This window comes from Dysosmobacter sp. HCP28S3_G4 (assembly GCF_052065175.1).
In the GTDB taxonomy this organism is placed as follows: domain Bacteria; phylum Bacillota; class Clostridia; order Oscillospirales; family Oscillospiraceae; genus Oscillibacter.
On record NZ_JBQHUP010000049.1, the window covers coordinates 1 to 19,031 of the forward strand.

Genomic DNA, 19,031 nt, shown 5'->3' on the forward strand with positions numbered 1-19,031 from the left:
TCTTTGGAAACACCCTCCCTGGGGGACGGGAGCAGGGAACCCCCCAGCCACGGCCAAAAGGCCGTGCCCGCCCCCCTTTTGCGAAAGGGGGGCATCCCCCGCAACCACCTGGCTTTCAGTGGGAAGGTGCCCAGCTATCCCCAACAGCCAAGGTGCGGCAGCAAAAAGAGAAGCAGAGAGCATCCGGAAATGCCCCCAGCTTTTTCATGCTCATATGCGGTTGAGTGGTCCAAACCACCGGCCACCACCGGGCCAAACCCACGTAAAAGGCGCTGCGAGCGTTCCGGACGAAGTCCGGAATGCCGCCGCCCGAGCCTTTTTCTCTTACACCATCAAAAGGCGCTTTCTCTTTTTCCTCGGAAAGGGGCACCCCACAAAAGCCCAGCGAAGCGGGTTTTGTGGGGAAGAGGAGGGGCAACGGAGCGGTATGAGGGATGCCCTCTCCCGCAGGGCGTCCCGAATATAGCGCAGTTTGCCCCGACGACGAAAGGGGGTTTTGAAGCTGCCGGGCTTCCCCGGCACCCCCCCACGCCCCGGGGACGGGGCGCACCACCAATCCCCCGCGAAGGGGGAAAAACTCCCCGCCCCGCGCTGCGGAAAAGCGCAAAAAGAAAGGAGCCGCTCATGGATTGGTATCCCCTCTGGAACTCCCTGCGGATCGCCGCCATCTCCACTGCGGCGGTGTTCTTCCTGGGTCTGTTCGCCGCCTATTACATCGCAAAGCTGCCCCGGGCCGTGAAGGGCGTGCTGGACGTGGTGCTGACGCTGCCGCTGGTGCTGCCGCCCACGGTGGTGGGCTGGCTGCTGCTGTGCCTGCTGAGCCCCCGCCGTCCCCTGGGGGAGTGGGCCCAGGCGGTGCTCGGCCTGCGGCTGGTGATGACCTGGTGGTCCGCCGTCTTCGCCACCATCGTGGTGTCCTTCCCGCTGATGTACCGCACCGCCCGGGGCGCCTTCGAGAGCTTCGACGCCACCCTGGCCGACGCCGGACGGACGCTGGGCCTGTCCAACACCTGGATCTTCTGGCGGGTGCGGATGCCGTACTGCCGCCAGGGTATTCTGGCGGGCATGGTGCTGGCCTTCGCCCGGGCGCTGGGAGAGTACGGCGCCACGTCCATGGTGGCGGGCTACACCCCCGGAAAGACCGCCACCATCTCCACCACCGTCTACCAGCTCTGGCGCACCAACGACGACGCCGGGGCCCTGAAATGGGTGCTGGTGAACATCGCCATTTCCGCCGTGTTCCTGCTGGCGGTGAACCTGCTGGAGTCCCGGGAGCGGCAGAACCGGAAGGGGGGACGGTCATGCGCCTGACAGTGGACATCCGCAAGCGCCTGGGGAACTTTCAGCTTCAGGCCGCCTTCACCGCGGAGGCGGGCGCGCCCCTGGCTCTGCTGGGGGCCTCCGGCTGCGGCAAGAGCGTGACGCTGCGGTGCGTGGCGGGGATCATGCGGCCCGACGAGGGCCATATCGAGCTGGACGGCACGGTGCTGTACGACAGCGCCGGGCACATCGACCTGCCGCCCCAGCGGCGGAGCGTGGGGTATCTGTTCCAGCAGTACGCCCTGTTCCCCAACATGACCGTCCGGCAGAACATCGCCGCCGCCATCCGGGACCGCTCCCGCCGGGAGACGGAGACGGCGGAGCTGCTGCGGCGGTTCCGTCTGGAGGGCGTGGCGGCCCAGCGGCCCCGGCAGCTGTCCGGCGGACAGCAGCAGCGGACGGCCCTGGCCCGCATCCTGGCCGCACGGCCGAAGGCCATCCTGCTGGACGAGCCCTTTTCCGCCCTGGACAGCTATCTCAAATACCAGCTGGAGCTGGAGCTGTCCGACACGCTGGCCCGGTTCTCCGGCCCGGTGCTGTGGGTGACTCACGACCGGGGGGAGGCGTGGCGGAACTGCCGCCGGGTCTGCGTCATGGACCACGGCGCGGCGGAGCCGGTGGTGGACATGGAGACGCTGTTCCACCGCCCCGGCACGGTGTCTGCCGCCCGGCTGTCCGGCTGCAAGAACTACGCGGCGGCGGTGCCGGAGGGGGAGTCCGTCCGCATCCCCGGCTGGGGCGTGACCCTGAACTGCGGCGGGCCGGTGCCGCCGGAGGTCCGGGTGGTGGGCATCCGGTCCCACCACGTCCGTCCGGCGGCGGAGGGGGAGAACGCCGTGCCCTGCGCCGTGGAGCGGGTGGTGGACGACGTGTTTGGCACCATCGTGCTGCTGCGGCCGGAGAATGCCGCCCCGGAGGCGCCGCTGCTGCGGATGGAGCTGGACAAGGCGGATTGGGCCGCCCTGCCGGACAGGGAGCGGCTCACCGTCTCCATCGCCCCGGCGGATATTCTGCTGCTGAGAGAATGACACAAGGAGGAACTGCCATGTACAACGCCGCCGTATTGACCGTCAGCGACCGCTGCGCCCGGGGAGAGCGCCCGGATGAGGGCGGCCCCCTGACGGCGGAACTGCTGCGGGACGCGGGCTTCCGGGTCGCACAGACCGCCGTGGTCCCCGACGAGCAGACCGAGATTGAAAACGCCCTGATCCGATGGGCGGACAGCGGGGAGGTGCAGCTCATCGTCACCACCGGCGGCACCGGCTTCGCCCCCCGGGACGTGACGCCGGAGGCAACGCTGGCGGTGTGCCGCCGGCTGGCCCCGGGCATCCCGGAGGCCATGCGGTACGCCTCCATGCAGGTGACGGACCGGGCCATGCTGTCCCGCGCCCAGGCGGGCATCCGGGGCGGGTGCCTCATCGTGAATCTGCCCGGGTCCCCCAAGGCCATCCGGGAGAATCTGGCGGCCATCCTGCCCGCCTTGCCCCACGGCCTGCGGATGCTTTCCGGCGCTCCGGCGGACTGCGCCGCCCTGCCGGAGGAGAAGCGGCCCGGCTGAACACCGACAGACGAACCCCCGCCGGAGAGCATTCCGGCGGGGGTTCCCGTTTTTACGGCCGCTCCTGTCCCGACGGCCCCTGCTGGAGCAGCCGGAGGTAGTGGTTGGCCTCCCGCAGCACATGGTCCGCCAGCAGGGGCAGGATGACGGAGCGGATATGGCACTCCCCGATGCCCCGGACCCCGGCGGTCTTGAAGTCCCGGAACTTCCGGGTCTCCGCCAGGGCACCGGGGAAGGTCCGGTCCTGGGCGGAGCGGCTGGCCTCCAGCAGACGGGCGTAGTCCCGGGCGAAGCCGTCGGCGGCGGCGATCAGGTCCTCCTCCGTGGGGTCCAGCAGTCCCCGGATGAACTGGGCGTGCTCCATCATGATCCGGTTCCAGAACTGCTCCACGGTGCGCATGTCCTCCCGGTCCAGACGGCCCCCGGACTCCAGCTGGGCCACGTAGTCCCGGTACAGCCGGGCCTCCCGGATAATGTGCTCCAGCAGAAGGGGATAGTTCATGGTGAACATCCGGCAGCTGAGAACGTGGGACAAAATCTGCTGCTTCAGGGAGATGAAGCCGTCCAGCAGGCGCAGGGCCCGCTGGTTCAGACGCCGGACCTCCTGAAACAGGGACTGGTCCCGCTCCGCCGCCGTGCCGCCCCGGAGCATGGTCTCCCGGAGGGTGAGCCGGGTGTCGATGGGGATGCCGGTGAATTGCTGGGTCTGGCGCTCCGCCTGGATGGTGTAGGGGGTCAGGAACTCCCCGGAGTCAATGGCCTCCCCGCTGACGGCGCCGTCCGCCAGGGCCACGGCCCGCTCCAGCAGCTCCCCGAACCAGTCCTTGAACCGCTCCGCCTCCCGGGTGAAGTTCTCGTTGGCGGGGGTGAAGCCCGCCATGAGGAACAGGGCGTGCTCCTTCATGATCCGGGCGAAAAACAGATGCAGCTCCAGCGAGGACGCCGCGTACTGCCGCGTGAATTGCATGGTGATACCTCCTGTCGGTTTCGATGTTCCATTCTATGGCGAACCGGGGCGTCCTGTGCCGCCGTCTGCCGGAGCGGACGCGCAGCAGAAGCGGAAACAACGAAAAAGGCTCCGTCCTTTCAGACGGAGCCGCAGCCTGTCGAAAATCCCCTGTTTGAAGGAAAGAAGTTCTTTTTTGCGGGGGGAGTACGAGGGGGCGGGAGCCCCTTCGTATGGAATCGAATGTCTGCAAAAAGCCTGCGTTAGCAGGCGTTTGCGCCGCGCAGCGGCAGATTTTCGGTCCGCTGCGCGGTCCGAAAATCGAGACATTAGGCAGGCTGTCGGAAAAGTCTATGGACTTTTTCGACAGCCTGACGGCTCCGTCCTTTCAGACGGAGCCGTTTTATCGGTGGGACAGGCGTGTTCAGTTCTGCCGGGCCTCCCGCTTTTTCCAGCTGACAAATCCATACAGGTCGTTGAACAGGAAGATGGAGTAATTCACCACCACCGGAATATAGACGGGGTCCTCCATGGAGGCCAGGATCCACAGCACGATCAGCACAATGTCGTTGGCGGAATATCCCAGCGCGAAATACGACGAGCGGAGCATGGCCAGGGACGCGGAGAAAAAACTAGTGGTGATGGAAAACGTGCTGAATACAATGTTGGGCGTGTGCAGCGCCCGCAGAAGGAAATAAGCGCCGGTGGTGACGGCAAGGCTGGAGACGGCCAGCGCCGCCGCATGCCGCCGGTTCAGCTTCCGGATGGCCACTTCATTCCCGTTCTTCTCCGAGGGATTCCGGAGCCATGTCATCGTTGACCAGACGGACATGGGCAGGGTCAGGCCCAGAGAGATGATCATCTCCCCCCAGTACCGGAAGCGGAAGGAGATGATGCCGTAGAGAATACTGAATACGATCATCAGGATCTGCGCCCATACGTTGCCCTTTGCCGCGAAGATCAGGGACGTGACGCCGATCAGCGCGGACAGAAGTGTCAGGGGATCAAAGCCGCCTGACACCATATTGGAAACGGTGACAACAAACAGGGAGACGATCCAGATGGCCCGTTCTTTTTTGGATAAGCTCTGAATGAGATGATTCATGTCGATGCTCCTGATACTATTCTCCCATTAAAATATCATATTTTAATGGGAGAATAGTGTGAAAATCATATTTTGCCGCTTTCCCCCGGTCCGTTGGGCCGGGTTTCCCCATCATACCACACCGGGAGACGAACCGCAACAGCCTTTGCCCGGGGAGACGTCCGTCCCGCTTGCCATTCCCGGCGGGGCGTGGTATGATGCCTGTGAACGATCACCGAATGGAGGTGCCTGCCATGAGCGGCCCTGACGCCAGTGCCTATCCCATGAAGATCATCGCCCGCATCCGCACGGACTTCCCGGAGAAGTTCGGCATCCCCCGGCAGAGCGGACTGGTGGACAGCCTGAAGGCCCACATCGTCTTCGAGCCGGAGTTCCGGAACCCGGACGCCGTCCGGGGGCTGGAGGGCTTCTCCCACATCTGGCTGGTGTGGATGTTCTCCCAGGCGGTGCGGGAGAACTGGTCTCCCACCGTCCGTCCGCCCCGGCTGGGGGGCAATGCCCGGATGGGGGTCTTCGCCACCCGGTCCCCCTTCCGGCCCAACCCCATCGGCCTGTCCTCCGTGCGGCTGGAGGGGGTGGAGCTGACGGCGGACCGGGGTCCGGTGCTCCACGTGGCGGGGGCCGACCTGCTGGACGGCACCCCCATCTTCGACATCAAGCCATATCTCCGCTACGGCGACTGCCACCCCGACGCCGCCGGGGGCTGGACCGGCGGGGACCGGGACGCCCTGCTGACGGTCCGCTGTCCGGAGGCGCTGCTGGACCCGGTGCCGGAGGACCGGCGGGAGGCCCTGCTGGGGGTGCTGGCCAACGACCCCCGCCCCCACTACCAGACGGACCCGGACCGGGTCTACGGCCTGCGGTTCGCCGGGTGCAACGTCCGCTTCACCGTGGCCGGGGACACCCTGACGGTGACGGAGATCCTCCGGGAGGGATAGGGCCGTTCAGGTCCCGTGAAGACCTGCCCGGGGCCTGCGTTCAAGACTCGTTAAAACAGGGGGGACACCCTTGACAACGGAAAATTTTTCATGGTACCATAGAGCCAACAAAGGGGAGTAGTCGGCGGGACGCGGGTCCCGCGGCAGAGTCAACAAGCATGCGCGCGGCGTCTGATCGCGCCCTGGCTTTGCATGAAACGACCAGACCTGCGTTCCGAAGATAACCGGGACGCAGGTCTTTTTATCAGACTCCCCAATTACAGGAAAGGGGCTATGGCAATGAAATTCTTGTACGAAGGGCTGCTGGCCATCACCTGGCAGCAGGCGGTGATGTACGCCGTGGGCGGTCTGCTGATCTGGCTGGCCATCGAAAAGGGGTACGAGCCGGCGCTGCTGCTGCCCATGGGCTTCGGCGCCATTCTGGTGAACCTGCCCATGTCCGGGGTGCTGAACCAGATCACCGCCGGCGTGGGGGAGACCCAGGGCGTCGTCCAATGGCTGTTCGAGGTGGGCATCGAATCATCGGAGGCTTTCCCGCTGCTGCTGTTCATCGGCATCGGGGCCATGATCGATTTCGGGCCGCTGCTGGCCAATCCCAGACTGTTTCTGTTCGGCGCCGCCGCCCAGGTGGGCATCTTCCTGACGGTCATCGCGGCAACGCTCATGGGCTTCGACATCCGGGACGCCGCCTCCATCGGCATCATCGGCGCCGCCGACGGCCCCACCAGCATCCTGGTGTCCCAGGTGCTGCACTCCAATTACGTAGGGGCCATCGCCGTGGCAGCTTACAGCTACATGGCGCTGGTGCCCATTATCCAGCCCTTCGCCATCAAGCTTGTGACCACCAAAAAGGAACGGGCCATCAAGATGCACTACAACGCCGGACAGGTCAGCCGCCGGACCCGGATCCTGTTCCCCATCCTGGTGACCATCGTGGCGGGACTGGTGGCCCCGTCCTCCGTGGCGCTGGTGGGCTTCCTGATGTTCGGCAATCTCATCCGGGAGTGCGGCGTGCTGGAGAGCCTGTCCCAGACCGCCCAGCATGAGCTGGCCAACCTCATCACCCTGCTGCTGGGCATCACCATCTCCTTCTCCATGCGGGCAGACCAGTTCGTCACCCTCCAGACGCTGATGATCCTGTGCCTGGGCCTGGCGGCCTTCGTGCTGGACACCATAGGCGGCGTGCTGTTCGCCAAGCTGCTGAACATCTTCTGCCGGGAGAAGGTGAACCCCATGATCGGCGCGGCGGGCATCTCCGCCTTCCCCATGTCCGCCCGTGTGGTGGAGAAGTTGGGACTGGAGCAGGACCGTACCAACCATCTGCTGATGCACGCCGTGGGCGCCAACGTGTCGGGGCAGATCGCCTCCGTGGTGGCCGGCGGCGTCATCCTGGGATTCTTCATGTAAGGGAGGGACGACGATATGACGAGCGCACTGTCCGCCGCCGGGACCCTGCTGTGGCAGGGCATGGCCGGTATCTTCACCGTTCTGGGCGTCATCGCCCTGCTGGTCTGGTGTCTGGCCCGCCTCGACAGCCGGGGAAAACGGTGACCGGCACCTGCTGAAATGGTATGCCGCCGTTCCGCTTTCGGGCCGGAACGGCGGCTTTTCCCGTTTTCCGCCCGGAGGGAGGATTCCCGGCCAGAATTGACAAGAATTTGACGAAATTTTGCAGGAATCCTTGCATTTTTTTGGAGCATCGCCTATAATACCCTCAAAGGGTCCGGAGAGGCCCATGCTCACCGTCCGCATCCCAGCGGGCGGACATTACAAACGGCGTCAGGGCGCCGGATTGAGGTGCGGAATGAAGACGGGAGAAAAACTCAACATGACCATGCTGTGCGACTTCTATGAGCTGACCATGGGAAACGGCTACTGGAAGGCCGGCTATCAGGACCGGATCACCTACTTCGACGTGTTTTTCCGGGACGTGCCCGACAAGGGCGGCTTCGCCATCTGTGCGGGCCTGGACCAGATCATCGACTATATTCAGGACCTGCACTTTGACCCGGAGGACATCGCGTTCCTGCGGAGCAAGGGCATTTTCGACGAGGGCTTTCTGGACTATCTGGCCAGCTTCCGCTTCACCGGCGACATCTGGGCCATTCCGGAGGGCACGCCCATCTTCCCCCGGGAGCCGGTGATGACGGTGCGGGCCCCGGCCATCGAGGCCCAGCTCATCGAGACGTTCCTGCTGCTGGCCATCAACCACCAGAGCCTCATCGCCACCAAGGCCAACCGCATCGTCCGGGCGGCCAAGGGACGGACGGTGCTGGAGTTCGGCTCCCGCCGGGCCCAGGGCACCGACGGCGCCATTTCCGGCGCCCGGGCGGCCTTCATCGGCGGCTGCAAGGGCACGGCCTGCACCATCTCCGACCAGCTGTACGGCGTCACCGCCGGCGGCACCATGGCCCACTCCTGGGTCCAGATGTTCGACAGCGAGTACGAGGCCTTCAAGACCTACTGCCAGGTCTATCCCAACAACGCCACGCTGCTGGTGGACACCTACAACGTGCTGAAGTCCGGCGTGCCCAACGCCATCCGGGCCTTCAACGAGGTGCTGAAGCCCCTGGGCATCAAGAAGTGCGGCATCCGGCTGGACTCCGGCGACATGGCCTATCTCACACGGCAGGCCCGGAAGATGCTGGACGACGCCGGCTGGACGGAGTGCCAGATCTCCGCGTCCAACTCCCTGGACGAGCACATCATCCAGGACCTGCTGCAGCAGGGCGCCTGCATCGACATGTTCGGCGTGGGCGAGCGGCTGATCACCGCCCGCAGCGAGCCGGTGTTCGGCGGCGTGTACAAGCTGGCGGCAGTGGAGGCGGCCGACGGCACCATCATCCCCAAGATCAAGGTCAGCGAGAACGTGGACAAGATCACCAACCCCCACTTCAAGAAGGTCTACCGCCTGTACGACCGGGAGACCGGCAAGGCGGAGGCGGACTACATCACCGTCTGGGACGAGGAGGTGGACGACGCGCTGCCCATGGAGATCTTCGATCCCCGTGCCACCTGGAAGCGGAAGGTCATCAGCAACTTCAAGGCCCGGCCCCTGCAGGTGCCCATCTTCCAGAAGGGCCGTCTGGTATACGACCGGCCGGACCTGAAGTCCATCCAGGCCTACTGCGCGGAGCAGGTGGACACCCTGTGGGACGAGGTGAAGCGCTTCGACTATCCCCACACCTACTACGTGGACCTGAGCCAGAAGCTGTGGGACATCAAGCAGCGGCTTCTGCGGTAAAAGCAGGAGTAAAAAACAAACAAACCCCGCGGCGCCAACCCGTGGGGTGGCCCCCCGTTTCCGTTTGTCCGGTCCCGGCGCTGAACCATTTCTGAAAAAGATTGAGATGCAATTTCCGCGGAGATGTGATATACTATATCATTCAGATCGATAAAGAGAAAAAACCGGCGGGGAGGGCCTTTCCCGGCGGCGCGGGCGGCAGAGAGGAGCACATATGAAGAAACCGGGCATCCAACAGCGGACAGAGCGGCGGATCTCCGCCGCCACCAGCATCGCCATGTGCGCGGCAGTGGTGCTGGTGCAGATCGCGTCCACGCTGCTGCTGACGAAATTTCTCCATGTCTACGCCAGCATCATCTACGGCGTTCTGGAGATCATCGGCGCGGCGGTGGCCATCCGCATCTACACCCGCAGCGGCAGTCCGTCGTACAAGCTGGTGTGGATGTGTCTGCTGCTGGCGGTGCCGGTGGCGGGCATGATCCTGTTCCTGCTGTGGGGCGGCGCCCACCAGGCCAAGACCCTGAGCATGAAGCGGGTGCCGCCGCCGGCTCACAAGGAGCGGGAGCGGCGGCAGAGCGAGACGGGCATCGCCCAGCTGCGGCGGTCGGACCCGGCCTGGAGCCGTCTGGCCACCTACCTCCAGAAGCGGGGCTTTCTGCTGTATCCCAACACCGCCGCCCAGTACTTCGGCGACGGCGCCGCCTATTTCGACGATCTGGTGGCCCATATTCAGAAGGCGGAGACCTACGTGTTCCTGGAGTTCTACATCCTGGCGGAGGGCCGGATCTGGGACCGCATCTTCGGCGCCCTGCGGGAGCGGGCGGCCCAGGGGGTGGAGGTCCGGATCATCTTCGATGATTTCGGCAACCTGACCCGTCTGTCGGGCAAGACCCTCCAGAAGATCCAGGACGCGGGCATCGAGGTGGAGGTGTTCAATCCCGTCCACCGGTATGTCAACCGGATCTACTTCAACTACCGGGACCACCGGAAGATCGTCGTCATCGACGGGTATTACGCCTACACCGGCGGCATCAACATCGGCGACGAGTACGCCAATCTGGTGAACCGGTTCGGCCACTGGAAGGACTCCGCCGTCCGCATCGAGGGCGAGGGGGCCTGGGGCTTCGCGGCCCAATTCATCCAGATGTGGAAGATGATGGGCCGGACGCTGCCCAACGAGGACGACTACTACCGTCCCCGGCAGGAGGGAAAGGGCCCGGGCTGGTGCCAGCCCTTCACCGACGGCCCCCTGAACAATCCGGACAATCCCATTGAGGAGACGTATCTCCAGCTCATCGGCTCCGCCAAACGGTTTTTGTATATCACCACGCCCTACTACGCGGTGGAGGACTCCATGCAGAAGGCGCTGTGCATCGCGGCGGACTCCAGCGTGGACGTGCGGCTGCTGATCCCGGCGGTGCCGGACCACAAGTTCACCTACATGGTGGCGGAGACCTACTGGGGCGAGCTGATGCGCCACGGCGTGAAGATCTACAAGTACAGTCCCGGCTTCCTCCATGCCAAGAGCGTGATGGTGGACCGGGAGGTGGCGCTGGTGGGCAGCACCAACATGGACTACCGGACCTTCCAGCTGCACTACGAGTGCGGCGTTCTGCTGTACAAAATGCCGGCGGTGGAGGAGCTGCTGGAGGACATGGATCACATCATGGCGGAGAGCCGGCTGTATACCCTCAGCGAGTGGAACAAGCGGCCCTGGTACCGCAGGGCCTTTGCATCGGTGCTGAGGTTGTTTGCTATTTAGATATAGCGTAGAAACCCCAAACGGGGGGGTGTGGGGGAGCCCCCCCTCCGGGGGCGCGGGGAAGTGCGGCGAAGGCCGCAGGCTTCAAAACCCCCATTCGTCGTCGGGTCAAACTGCGCTATATTCGGGACGCCCTGCGGGAGAGGGCATCCCTCATACCGCTTCGTTGCCCCCTTGCACACCGTCGCGGCATTGCGATTTCCGGCCCCTTCGGGTCCGCCAATCGCGCCGCTTCCTCGAAACCGGCTCGCTTTTTCCGCCGCTGGCGGCGCTTCGCCGCTTTCCTCTTCCCCACAAAACCCGCTTCGCTGGGCTTTTGTGGGGTGCCCCTTTCCGTGGAAAAAGAGAATGCGCCTTTCGATGGTGTAAGAGAAAAAGGCTCTGGCGGCGGCATTCCGGACTTCGTCCGGAACGCTCGCAGCGCCTTTACGGGGGTTTGGCCTGGTAGTGACTGATGGCTTGGACCGCTCAACCACATCTGGCATTCTCGAAAGTTGGGGGAATTCAGGGATACTCCGCCGTCCTCTTTTGCTGCCGCACCCCGGTGGTTGCTGAGGGACTGGCGCCGTACTTTCGTTGCCTGACAGGGTAGCGCATAGCGAAGCGGAATGCGCGGGAGTAGAAGGACAGGCCTTGCGATCTTCCACCCCACGATGACTGCCGGGGTTCTGCGAGCTGCGGCGGATCAGTCCCGACAACAGCCAATGTACTCCGCACTCGGTAGGAGACTTCTATTGAAAGTCGGTACTGATTCGGAAGCCCCCCGCATTTCCGCCAACTGGCCCGCAGGGCCGGTTGTGCGGCAAAAAGCGATTTTCTCTTCCACCGGGCGCGACGCATTCTCTTTTTCAAGAAAAAAGAGAATGGGGGGCGCAAAGCCGCCGGGCTTCCCCGGCACCCCCGCCCCACGAGAAAAATTCCCGCCTCCGGCGCAGGGGAAGATAAACCCCCGTGCCGGGTCAAGGCGCAAAAGGAGGACCTATGTCAAAGGAACTGACGCCCTGCCAGATCGCGGAGCGGAGCCTGATCAAAAAATACCGCAAGACGTTGTGGAACCCCTTCATCGCCGCGGTGAAGCGGTACGAGCTCATCGCCCCCGGGGATAAGATCGCCGTGTGCATCTCCGGCGGCAAGGACTCCATGGTGCTGGCCAAGCTGATGCAGGAGCTGCAGCGCCACACGGAGCAGCCCTTCGGGCTGGTATTCCTGGTGATGGACCCGGGCTACGCCCCCGCCAACCGCCAACTCATCGAGGACAACGCCCGGCTGCTGGAGATCCCCATCACCGTCTTCGAGAGCGACATCTTTGAAGTCACCACGGTGGTGGACCGGAACCCCTGCTATCTCTGCGCCAAGATGCGCCGGGGCCATCTGTACGCCAAGGCCCGGGAGCTGGGCTGCAACAAGATCGCCCTGGGCCACCATTTTTCAGACGTCATCGAGACGACGCTGCTGGGCCTGTTCTACGGCGCCCAGATGCAGTCCATGCCTCCCAAGCTCCACAGCAAGAACTTCCCCGGCATGGAGCTGATCCGGCCGCTGTACTGCGTCCATGAGGACCATATCATCGCCTGGAAGGACTATAACCACCTGCGGTTTTTGCAGTGTGCCTGCCGGTTCACCGAGGCCCGTGACAGCTCCGGCGACGGCATCGGGGAGAGCAAGCGTCAGGAGATGAAGGTGCTGCTGCGGGAGCTGAAGAAGACGAATCCCAATGTGGAGAAGAGCATCTTCGCCGCCGTCCACGACGCCCAGATCGACACCCTGGCGGGCATCAAGTTCCGGGGCCGGCGCTACGCCTTCACGGAGTATTACGACGCGCTGGGCGGCGACGGAGCCCTGGAGTCTTTCAGCGATTGACCAATACCGGAAATTATGCTATAGTATTCAGGAATGAACCCCTGCTTGCCGGGGGGCGGCACGGGCCGCCAACGCCTTGAAGGAGTGATTGGATGCCAGGGATCTCTGTCATCGTCCCCGCGTATAACGCGGAAAAGTATCTGAAAAATTGTGTGGAGAGCGTCCGGAACCAGACCTTCCAGGACTGGGAGCTGCTGATCGTGGACGACGGCAGCAAGGACCGGACCCGGGAGATCGCCATGGAGTGCGCCGCCGGAGACGACCGCGTGCGGGTGCTGCGGAAGAAGAACGGCGGCGTCAGCAGCGCCCGGAACCTGGGGCTGCGGGAGGCGAAAGGGGAGTACATCGCCTTCCTGGACGCCGACGACCGCTACGAGTGCCGCTGCCTGGAGACGCTGTGGTCCGCCATGGAGCAGTCCGGGGCGGACACCGCCGCCTGCGCCCATCTGAACCTGTATGCCAACGGCGCCAAGTCCGTGGAGCTGGTGCTGCCCGCCGGGGTCTACGACCGGGAGGGCATCCGGAACGGCATCGTGTACCCCCTGGTGGGGGACCGGCTGAGCCTGCCGCTGTTCAACGGCTTCATCTGGCGGTATCTGTATTCCGCCTCCATCATCCGGGAGAACAAGATCGCCTTTGAGGGCGCCTATCTGGAGGACGACCTGTTTCTGATGGAGTACTTCTGCAACGCGGAGAAGCTGGTGGTGACGGAGGAGCCCCTGTACCGCTACTTCCTGAATCCCTCCTCCGTGACCCACCGGTACATGGCCGACTTCCTTCAGGTGTTCCGCCGCTTCATGGAGCGGAAGACGGAGCTGGTGGAGCGGTACGGTCTGGCGGAGGCCCGTCCCCAGTGGCGGGAGAACTCCAACTGGTCCGGCCTGCTCATCGCCATCGGCAACGAGTACGCCAAGGGCAATCCCAGGACCGTCCGGGAGCGGCAGAAGGCCGTGGAGGCGCTGTGCGCCCAGCCGGAGATGAAGCAGGCCATCGACGCCATCACGCCGGCGGGCCTGTCCGGCAACAAGCAGATGGTGGCCAATCTGGTGAAGGGGCGGCACTTCTTCATCCTGACCCAGCTGTACCGTCTGAAAAACCGCATCTGAGCCTGCGGTTCTGAGATTTTGAAAACGAGGTCTCCGTTCATGGAACTTGTCCGACAAAGCAATCTGTACCGCCTGTGGACGCTGCTGTGCGTCCTGTACGAGGGCAGCGCCCTCCACCGCTGTCTGGCGGCCTTGGGCCGCTGGTGCAACAGGCAGATCGACACCAGCGCCGTTCTGCGGGTGCTGTGCCGGGAGGGGGCGGTGGCCCGGAGGTGGGAGGAGAGCGGCTCCTGCCATCTGCTGGGGGCCGTGCTGAACCTCCCCGGCTGGCTGCTGCACAAGCTGTATACCCTGGGGAAGCCCCTGTTCGACGGCAGCCGGTTCGCGGGTCTGGCCTTCGAGATGGGGGCGGAGACCGCCATTGCCCAGTCCTGGCTGGTGATGCTGCTGTGGAGCATCCCCTTTGAGCATTGGAACAACGCCTACAACCTGATGGGCTATTTCCTCCTGCTGCTGCTGTTTCTGGCCCGGTCCATGCGGGAGCGGGACGCCCGGCTGGACGTGGCGTCCATCGGCTTCTATCCGGTGCTGATGTTCGGGGCGGTGTGTCTGGCGGTGCCCCTGTCCTGCCACACCTCCATGTCCACCCGGTTTTTGATGTACCATGCCGTCTGTGCCCTGTGCGTGCTGGTGACGGTCAGCGCCGTCCGGAACGCCGGGGACCTGAAGCGGCTGTGCGCCGGCGCGGCGGTGGCGGTGATGGTATCGTCCCTGTACGGCGTCTACCAGCGCATCCAGGGCGTGGAAGTGGTGAAGGCCTACGTGGACCTGACGGTCAACGCGGGAATGCCCGGCCGTGTGGAGTCCTTCTTTGACAATCCCAACACCTTCGCGGAGGTGCTGATCATCCTGCTGCCCCTGGTGGCGGCACTGGTCCTGTGCGCGGACCGCTGGTGGGGCCGTCTGGCCGCCGCCGGGATCTTCGCGGTGGGCGCCGCGGCTCTGGGCATGACCTATTCCCGGGCCAGCTGGGTGGGCATCGCCTGCGCCGCCGTGGTGTTCGTGTTCCTCTGGAAGCCGAAGCTGATCCCGGCCTTCGCGGTGGCCTGCGTGGTGTGCGTGCCGCTGCTGCCCACCACCATCTGGAACCGGATCCTGACCATCACCAACACCACCGACAGCTCCACCGCCAGCCGGTTCCCGCTGTATGAGGCGGCGCTGCGGGTCATCGCGCAGTCGCCTATCTCTGGTGCGGGACTGGGCACCGAGGCGGTCCAGGCGTTCATCAAGGAGAACAATCTGTACCACGCCAGAGCGCCCTTCGTCCACGCCCACAACATCTATCTGGAGGTGTGGATCGAGGCCGGCGTGCTGGGTATCGTGGGGTTCGTGGGCTCCATGCTGTGGAACATCAAGAACGCGGCGCGTCAGGTGCGGCACTGCGCCGACTCCGCCGCCCGGACCATCACTGCGGCGGCCTCGGCGGCCCTGTGCGGGGCCATGGTGGCGGGCCTGGCGGACTACCTGTGGAACTATCCCCGGGTGATGAGCATGTTCTGGTTCGTGTTCGCCATGGCTCTGGCTGGCGTGAAGATCTGCCGTCAGATGGCCGCGGAGGAGAAGTAAGAGCGCGAAACAAGGAAAAAGAGGAGCCGGACCGGCTAAAAGGCCGGCCCCGCCCCTTGCATTTTTCCGGGATCTGTGGTTCAATAGTAAGCGGCTGCGGGAATCGGCAGCAGCTGGGGGCGAAGCCGGGAGCCTCTTGCAGCGGGGGCGTCCGCGGGATCTGTACCGGCTGTCGGACCGGTTTGGGAGCGGTTCGCCCGGCCAGATAAAAAACTGAATAACCGGGATTAGCGCAGTTGGTAGCGCGGGTGGTTTGGGAGCATAGGCCGATTCATTCACGACAGGAGTACCCGAAGCCCGGAAACCCTTGCGACACAAGCACTTGCGGGATTTTCATTGGCTGCGAAACCGGGCAAAAAAACAGCTTTGACCACATAAATGACCACAGTCAGGAAAAAACTTTGAATCGCACGGTTTTCGTGCTATAATCATGACAGCAAAATATCCGGGTGTAGTGCAGTTGGTAGCACGCGACATTTGGGATGTCGAGGCCGCGCGTTCGAGTCGCGCCACTCGGACCAAAACCCTCTGAAATCGATTGATTTCAGAGGGTTTTTCTTTGTCTATAGCGGCGCAGGATTTGATAGTATAAAAGATTAATCGACACTTTATTGTTTTCTTTATACAAATGCTCTATAATATGTCTGGAAAGTAATCGCATCTGATTTATGCACATTTTATACTTAGAAAGTCGGTAGGGGGTGAACGAACAGTGCCATTTTTGCAGAAAATAGACGAGATTTTCGAGGCGTCACGTTTGCAATATTCTGTTTCGTCAAAAAACGATGACTTTCATACATATATTCCAATTGAAATTTATAATGATACCCATAGGTTTCAGTTTCTGATACGTAAAGGTAAAAAGTCTAAAATTCAATTCTGAATTCCCAAGCTATTATTCAAGCTATTATTTTAGAGGAAAATTTTCAATTTATTGAATCATTAAAAATACATCTACTTTCAATGTTAAGGATAGACTCGGTTCGCAAAGGATTGAGAGAAGAAAAAGAAATCTGCCAACATGTGAATTTCTTATATAATACATACAAAAATATTCTTCGGAATACAGTTGAAAACCTCACTGGAACAAGTATAACAGATTATAAAGTTCATGTTTCTTTAAAGGGCACGAATTGCAATCTGAAGCAGGCAATAGGTTATTTCTTATACATTGACTGATGGCTCGTTTCTTTCTCTGCCGCAGAAGCTCCACGATACTCTGGGGCAGGATGATGGTGCGTGTGCCCTTGCTGGTCTTGGTGTCGCCCAGGGCGAATACGCCCATCTTTTTACTGTGGAGGGTACGGCACACTTTCAGCGTGCCTTTCTTCTCGTCAAAGTCCTTCCACATCAGACCGCAGATCTCGCCCCGCCGCAGTCCGGTCATGAGCTCGGTGTAGAAGAACTCATACCAGACATCATCCTTGCGGATGGCCTCCATGAAGGTGTCCAGCTCCTGCTCGTTCAGGATGCGCTTGGGCTTGTAGTTTGGCCTGGGGGCCGTCGACCCCTCGGTGGGATTCTTCGGAATGATATGCGCCTGCACCGCGTCCTTCATGGCACCGTGGAGCATGGTATGGATGTGGTTGACGGTGGCGTCGGAGAGCTCATTTCCATCCTCGGAATGCTCATGGATGCGCCCCTCTTTTTTCAGGCGGCGATACATGCGCTGGATGTCCTGACTGGTGATGAGGGACATCTGCTTGTAGCCCAGCTGGGGTTTGATGTAGCAGTCGACGAACTGGCGGTAGCTCTTCATGGTGCTGGGACGGATAGTGCCTTCCTTGTACTCCTCCAGCCAGATATCCAGCCATTCGCTCAACGTCATGCGGCTATCTTCGGTCAGCTCCACATCCTGGTAGCGCTCGATGCTCTGGTGGAGCTTGTCTGTCAGCTCTTTCTGGGTGTTGGCATAGTCGTGATGAAAGATAGGGTCGCCGTTTTTCTCGTGTCCCACCACGATGCGGCCCTCCCAGCGACCATCGTCGCGTTTGCGCACCATGCCGTCACCGGACGGCCTGCGCTTTGCCATTAGTCATCCCTCCTTAAGTCTGCAAGCTGCCCCATTCTGCGCTCTTCTTCCTCAGCGAAGGAGTAGGGCGGCTCTATGTTTAATTCACCGATAATGCCCCACGCCAGACGGAAGCCTGCCGTAAAGCTGGCGAGGGAAATCTCGTCCCGCAGCTCTGCTTCCAGGTCTACCAGCTTTAGCAGCTTACGCCGCTCATCTTTGGGCCTGTCCTCCGTCAGTTCCCGGTGGAGCTCATTAAGTTCCTGCCGCAGTTCCGGGAAGTCCGGCTCCTTGAAGAATTGCCGCTGCAGTCCTCTCATGTATTCGTACATCAAATCGCCTCCTGTCAGCGACACACCATACCGCAATTAAGAAGCAATAGCTATGCGTCGGGGCAAGTATTATCAGAATGTTATCAATTCACGCATAAGGGTTGTGCGTTCCGGGCTTACCCACGAACATATAGCAGAATGCTTTTCCATTGCTCACGGTGATGCCAACGCCGACAGTATCGCAATCCGGGTCGGTCATTGTTTCCAAGTGGCCGAGGGAATTGCTCCAGTTTGCCACCGCCTTTTCGGGGATTCTTTCCGGGTCTGTGACGGTGAACACCGTCAGATTGGAACCGAAGCCATGAGGGTATCCCGATGCTGCAACGGCTTCACATTCCGTCCGGTTATGGTGAGAGGTGAACATCTGCGCAGAGCAGTCCTGCGCGGCATCCATCAGAGCCTGGTCAGTTACCAATGCAGGTGCGCCATGCTCTCTGCGTACCTGGTTAATGAGCCGTACCATCTCCTGGCGGAGTTCCTGAGTGGTAGGGGAGACGGATGTTTCTTGCAAAGGTGCCGTGCCGGTATACGGAGAAGCGCTGTCCACTTGGACACCATCTTGCCAGTACACGTTGAAGCCCACCTCCTGTCCGATGTCCCGGAGCTTGACGAAATTGTTGCCGTGGATGTTGTAAGCCTCCATCTGCACCTGCTTTCCGTTTACGAAGATGGGCAGCCAGGACGGCTCCGCGACCGTCCTGGCTGCCGCCGCTCCGCCGCCATGGCAGAGCACTGTTCCTACAAAAATTCCTGTTGTCATCAGCAAGATTTCTTTTTTCATAGTCTGCCGCCTCCTTCTTTAGCCACACACGATACCGCAAAGTATTTTGAATAGCTAGTTCTATAAGTACCAAATCCAGAGGCGAGGAACTGACGGTTCAGGCAATCAGGCTACAGAATCGTAGCGCATCCCGGAAAGAAATTTGACCGTTGGCCTTCTTGGCATCCCGAGCGCACTCGGCACGGAGCCGCTAATCGTTTTGTTGTCCATTGCGGTATCGGCTGCGATGATGCAGCCCATCATGCTGACCTCTACCACCAGCCGGAACAGCAATTGTCCCTGCCAGGAACCGATGCAATATTTTGGTATCTGCTTTAGGGCCTCCTTATCGATTCACAGCGCAAGGTGGATTTTTCCCTTTTCAACATTCATAATATCCTGTTTCAGTGGTCTGGAGTGGTACCCTTTAAGTGCAGTCGCAAATTCCCCAAAAATCTGTTAAAGTGAAAAACAAAGATGGAGGGGATCACAATGGGAAAGTACAGCAAGGAATTCAAGGAAG

At 61.9% G+C, this 19,031-nt stretch carries 16 protein-coding genes and 1 tRNA gene; 12 read left to right on the forward strand and 5 right to left on the reverse strand.

Going from position 1 to position 19,031, the window contains the following annotated elements; genetic code table 11:
* The first annotated feature begins 624 nt into the window (after positions 1–624).
* Genes modB through ACTNBU_RS10525 form a run of 3 tightly spaced genes read left to right on the forward strand, consistent with a single transcriptional unit; the run spans position 625 to position 2,878 of the window.
* Positions 625–1,311 carry a molybdate ABC transporter permease subunit gene (gene modB / locus ACTNBU_RS10515; protein WP_441033778.1) on the forward strand — a complete coding sequence of 229 codons (687 nt, stop codon included), beginning with the start codon at positions 625–627 and terminating at the stop codon, positions 1,309–1,311.
* The gene (locus ACTNBU_RS10520; RefSeq protein ID WP_441033780.1) at positions 1,302–2,348 is read left to right on the forward strand and encodes a sulfate/molybdate ABC transporter ATP-binding protein; all 1,047 of its coding nucleotides are present in this window, start codon (positions 1,302–1,304) and stop codon (positions 2,346–2,348) included. The genes modB and ACTNBU_RS10520 overlap by 10 nt, the downstream gene beginning before the upstream one ends.
* A gap of 17 nt (positions 2,349–2,365) precedes the next feature.
* Positions 2,366–2,878 carry a MogA/MoaB family molybdenum cofactor biosynthesis protein gene (locus ACTNBU_RS10525; protein ID WP_441033781.1) on the forward strand — a complete coding sequence of 171 codons (513 nt, stop codon included), beginning with the start codon at positions 2,366–2,368 and terminating at the stop codon, positions 2,876–2,878.
* Positions 2,879–2,930: 52 nt separating this feature from the next.
* Here the strand turns inward: ACTNBU_RS10525 and ACTNBU_RS10530 are convergent, their stop codons facing one another.
* Both ACTNBU_RS10530 and pnuC read right to left on the reverse strand, forming a co-directional pair.
* Positions 2,931–3,845, reverse strand: a complete 915-nt coding sequence (locus ACTNBU_RS10530) for a DUF2935 domain-containing protein (RefSeq protein WP_441033783.1) — start codon at positions 3,843–3,845, stop codon at positions 2,931–2,933.
* A 403-nt stretch (positions 3,846–4,248) separates the two neighbouring features.
* Positions 4,249–4,929, reverse strand: a complete 681-nt coding sequence (gene pnuC / locus ACTNBU_RS10535; protein WP_441033785.1) for a nicotinamide riboside transporter PnuC — start codon at positions 4,927–4,929, stop codon at positions 4,249–4,251.
* Positions 4,930–5,162: 233 nt separating this feature from the next.
* On the opposite strand from pnuC, the gene tsaA reads away from it, so the two are divergent.
* The 9 genes from tsaA (at position 5,163) to ACTNBU_RS10580 (ending at position 15,926) form a co-directional block, all read left to right on the forward strand.
* Positions 5,163–5,867 carry a tRNA (N6-threonylcarbamoyladenosine(37)-N6)-methyltransferase TrmO gene (tsaA, locus tag ACTNBU_RS10540; RefSeq protein ID WP_441033787.1) on the forward strand — a complete coding sequence of 235 codons (705 nt, stop codon included), beginning with the start codon at positions 5,163–5,165 and terminating at the stop codon, positions 5,865–5,867.
* A 279-nt stretch (positions 5,868–6,146) separates the two neighbouring features.
* Positions 6,147–7,274, forward strand: a complete 1,128-nt coding sequence (locus ACTNBU_RS10545) for a sodium ion-translocating decarboxylase subunit beta (protein ID WP_441033804.1) — start codon at positions 6,147–6,149, stop codon at positions 7,272–7,274.
* A gap of 15 nt (positions 7,275–7,289) precedes the next feature.
* Entirely contained in the window at positions 7,290–7,418 is a 129-nt protein-coding gene (locus ACTNBU_RS10550) for a hypothetical protein (RefSeq protein ID WP_441033788.1), read from the forward strand.
* A 253-nt stretch (positions 7,419–7,671) separates the two neighbouring features.
* Positions 7,672–9,111 carry a nicotinate phosphoribosyltransferase gene (locus tag ACTNBU_RS10555; RefSeq protein WP_441033790.1) on the forward strand — a complete coding sequence of 480 codons (1,440 nt, stop codon included), beginning with the start codon at positions 7,672–7,674 and terminating at the stop codon, positions 9,109–9,111.
* A 214-nt stretch (positions 9,112–9,325) separates the two neighbouring features.
* The gene (cls, locus tag ACTNBU_RS10560) at positions 9,326–10,873 is read left to right on the forward strand and encodes a cardiolipin synthase (RefSeq protein ID WP_441033791.1); all 1,548 of its coding nucleotides are present in this window, start codon (positions 9,326–9,328) and stop codon (positions 10,871–10,873) included.
* 981 nt (positions 10,874–11,854) lie between these two features.
* Positions 11,855–12,733 carry a tRNA 2-thiocytidine biosynthesis TtcA family protein gene (locus ACTNBU_RS10565; protein ID WP_441033793.1) on the forward strand — a complete coding sequence of 293 codons (879 nt, stop codon included), beginning with the start codon at positions 11,855–11,857 and terminating at the stop codon, positions 12,731–12,733.
* Positions 12,734–12,825: 92 nt separating this feature from the next.
* Positions 12,826–13,839 carry a glycosyltransferase family 2 protein gene (locus ACTNBU_RS10570; RefSeq protein ID WP_441033795.1) on the forward strand — a complete coding sequence of 338 codons (1,014 nt, stop codon included), beginning with the start codon at positions 12,826–12,828 and terminating at the stop codon, positions 13,837–13,839.
* A gap of 39 nt (positions 13,840–13,878) precedes the next feature.
* A complete protein-coding gene (locus ACTNBU_RS10575) occupies positions 13,879–15,405 on the forward strand; it encodes an O-antigen ligase family protein (protein ID WP_441033797.1) in 1,527 nt (508 codons plus the stop codon).
* Between the two features lie 445 nt (positions 15,406–15,850).
* Positions 15,851–15,926, forward strand: a tRNA-Pro gene (locus tag ACTNBU_RS10580).
* Positions 15,927–16,483: 557 nt separating this feature from the next.
* On the opposite strand, the gene ACTNBU_RS10585 is transcribed toward ACTNBU_RS10580, so the two are convergent.
* From ACTNBU_RS10585 to ACTNBU_RS10595, 3 genes are all read right to left on the reverse strand, one after another.
* Positions 16,484–17,437, reverse strand: coding sequence for a tyrosine-type recombinase/integrase (locus tag ACTNBU_RS10585; RefSeq protein ID WP_441033799.1), 954 nt, complete (start codon positions 17,435–17,437; stop codon positions 16,484–16,486).
* Positions 17,437–17,748, reverse strand: a complete 312-nt coding sequence (locus tag ACTNBU_RS10590) for a DUF6809 family protein (protein ID WP_441033800.1) — start codon at positions 17,746–17,748, stop codon at positions 17,437–17,439. Before ACTNBU_RS10590 ends, ACTNBU_RS10585 begins: the two co-directional genes overlap by 1 nt.
* An 88-nt stretch (positions 17,749–17,836) precedes the next feature.
* Positions 17,837–18,529 (reverse strand): CAP domain-containing protein, encoded by a 693-nt coding sequence (locus ACTNBU_RS10595; RefSeq protein ID WP_441033802.1) that lies wholly within the window; start codon positions 18,527–18,529, stop codon positions 17,837–17,839.
* Between the last annotated feature and the right edge of the window lie 502 nt (positions 18,530–19,031).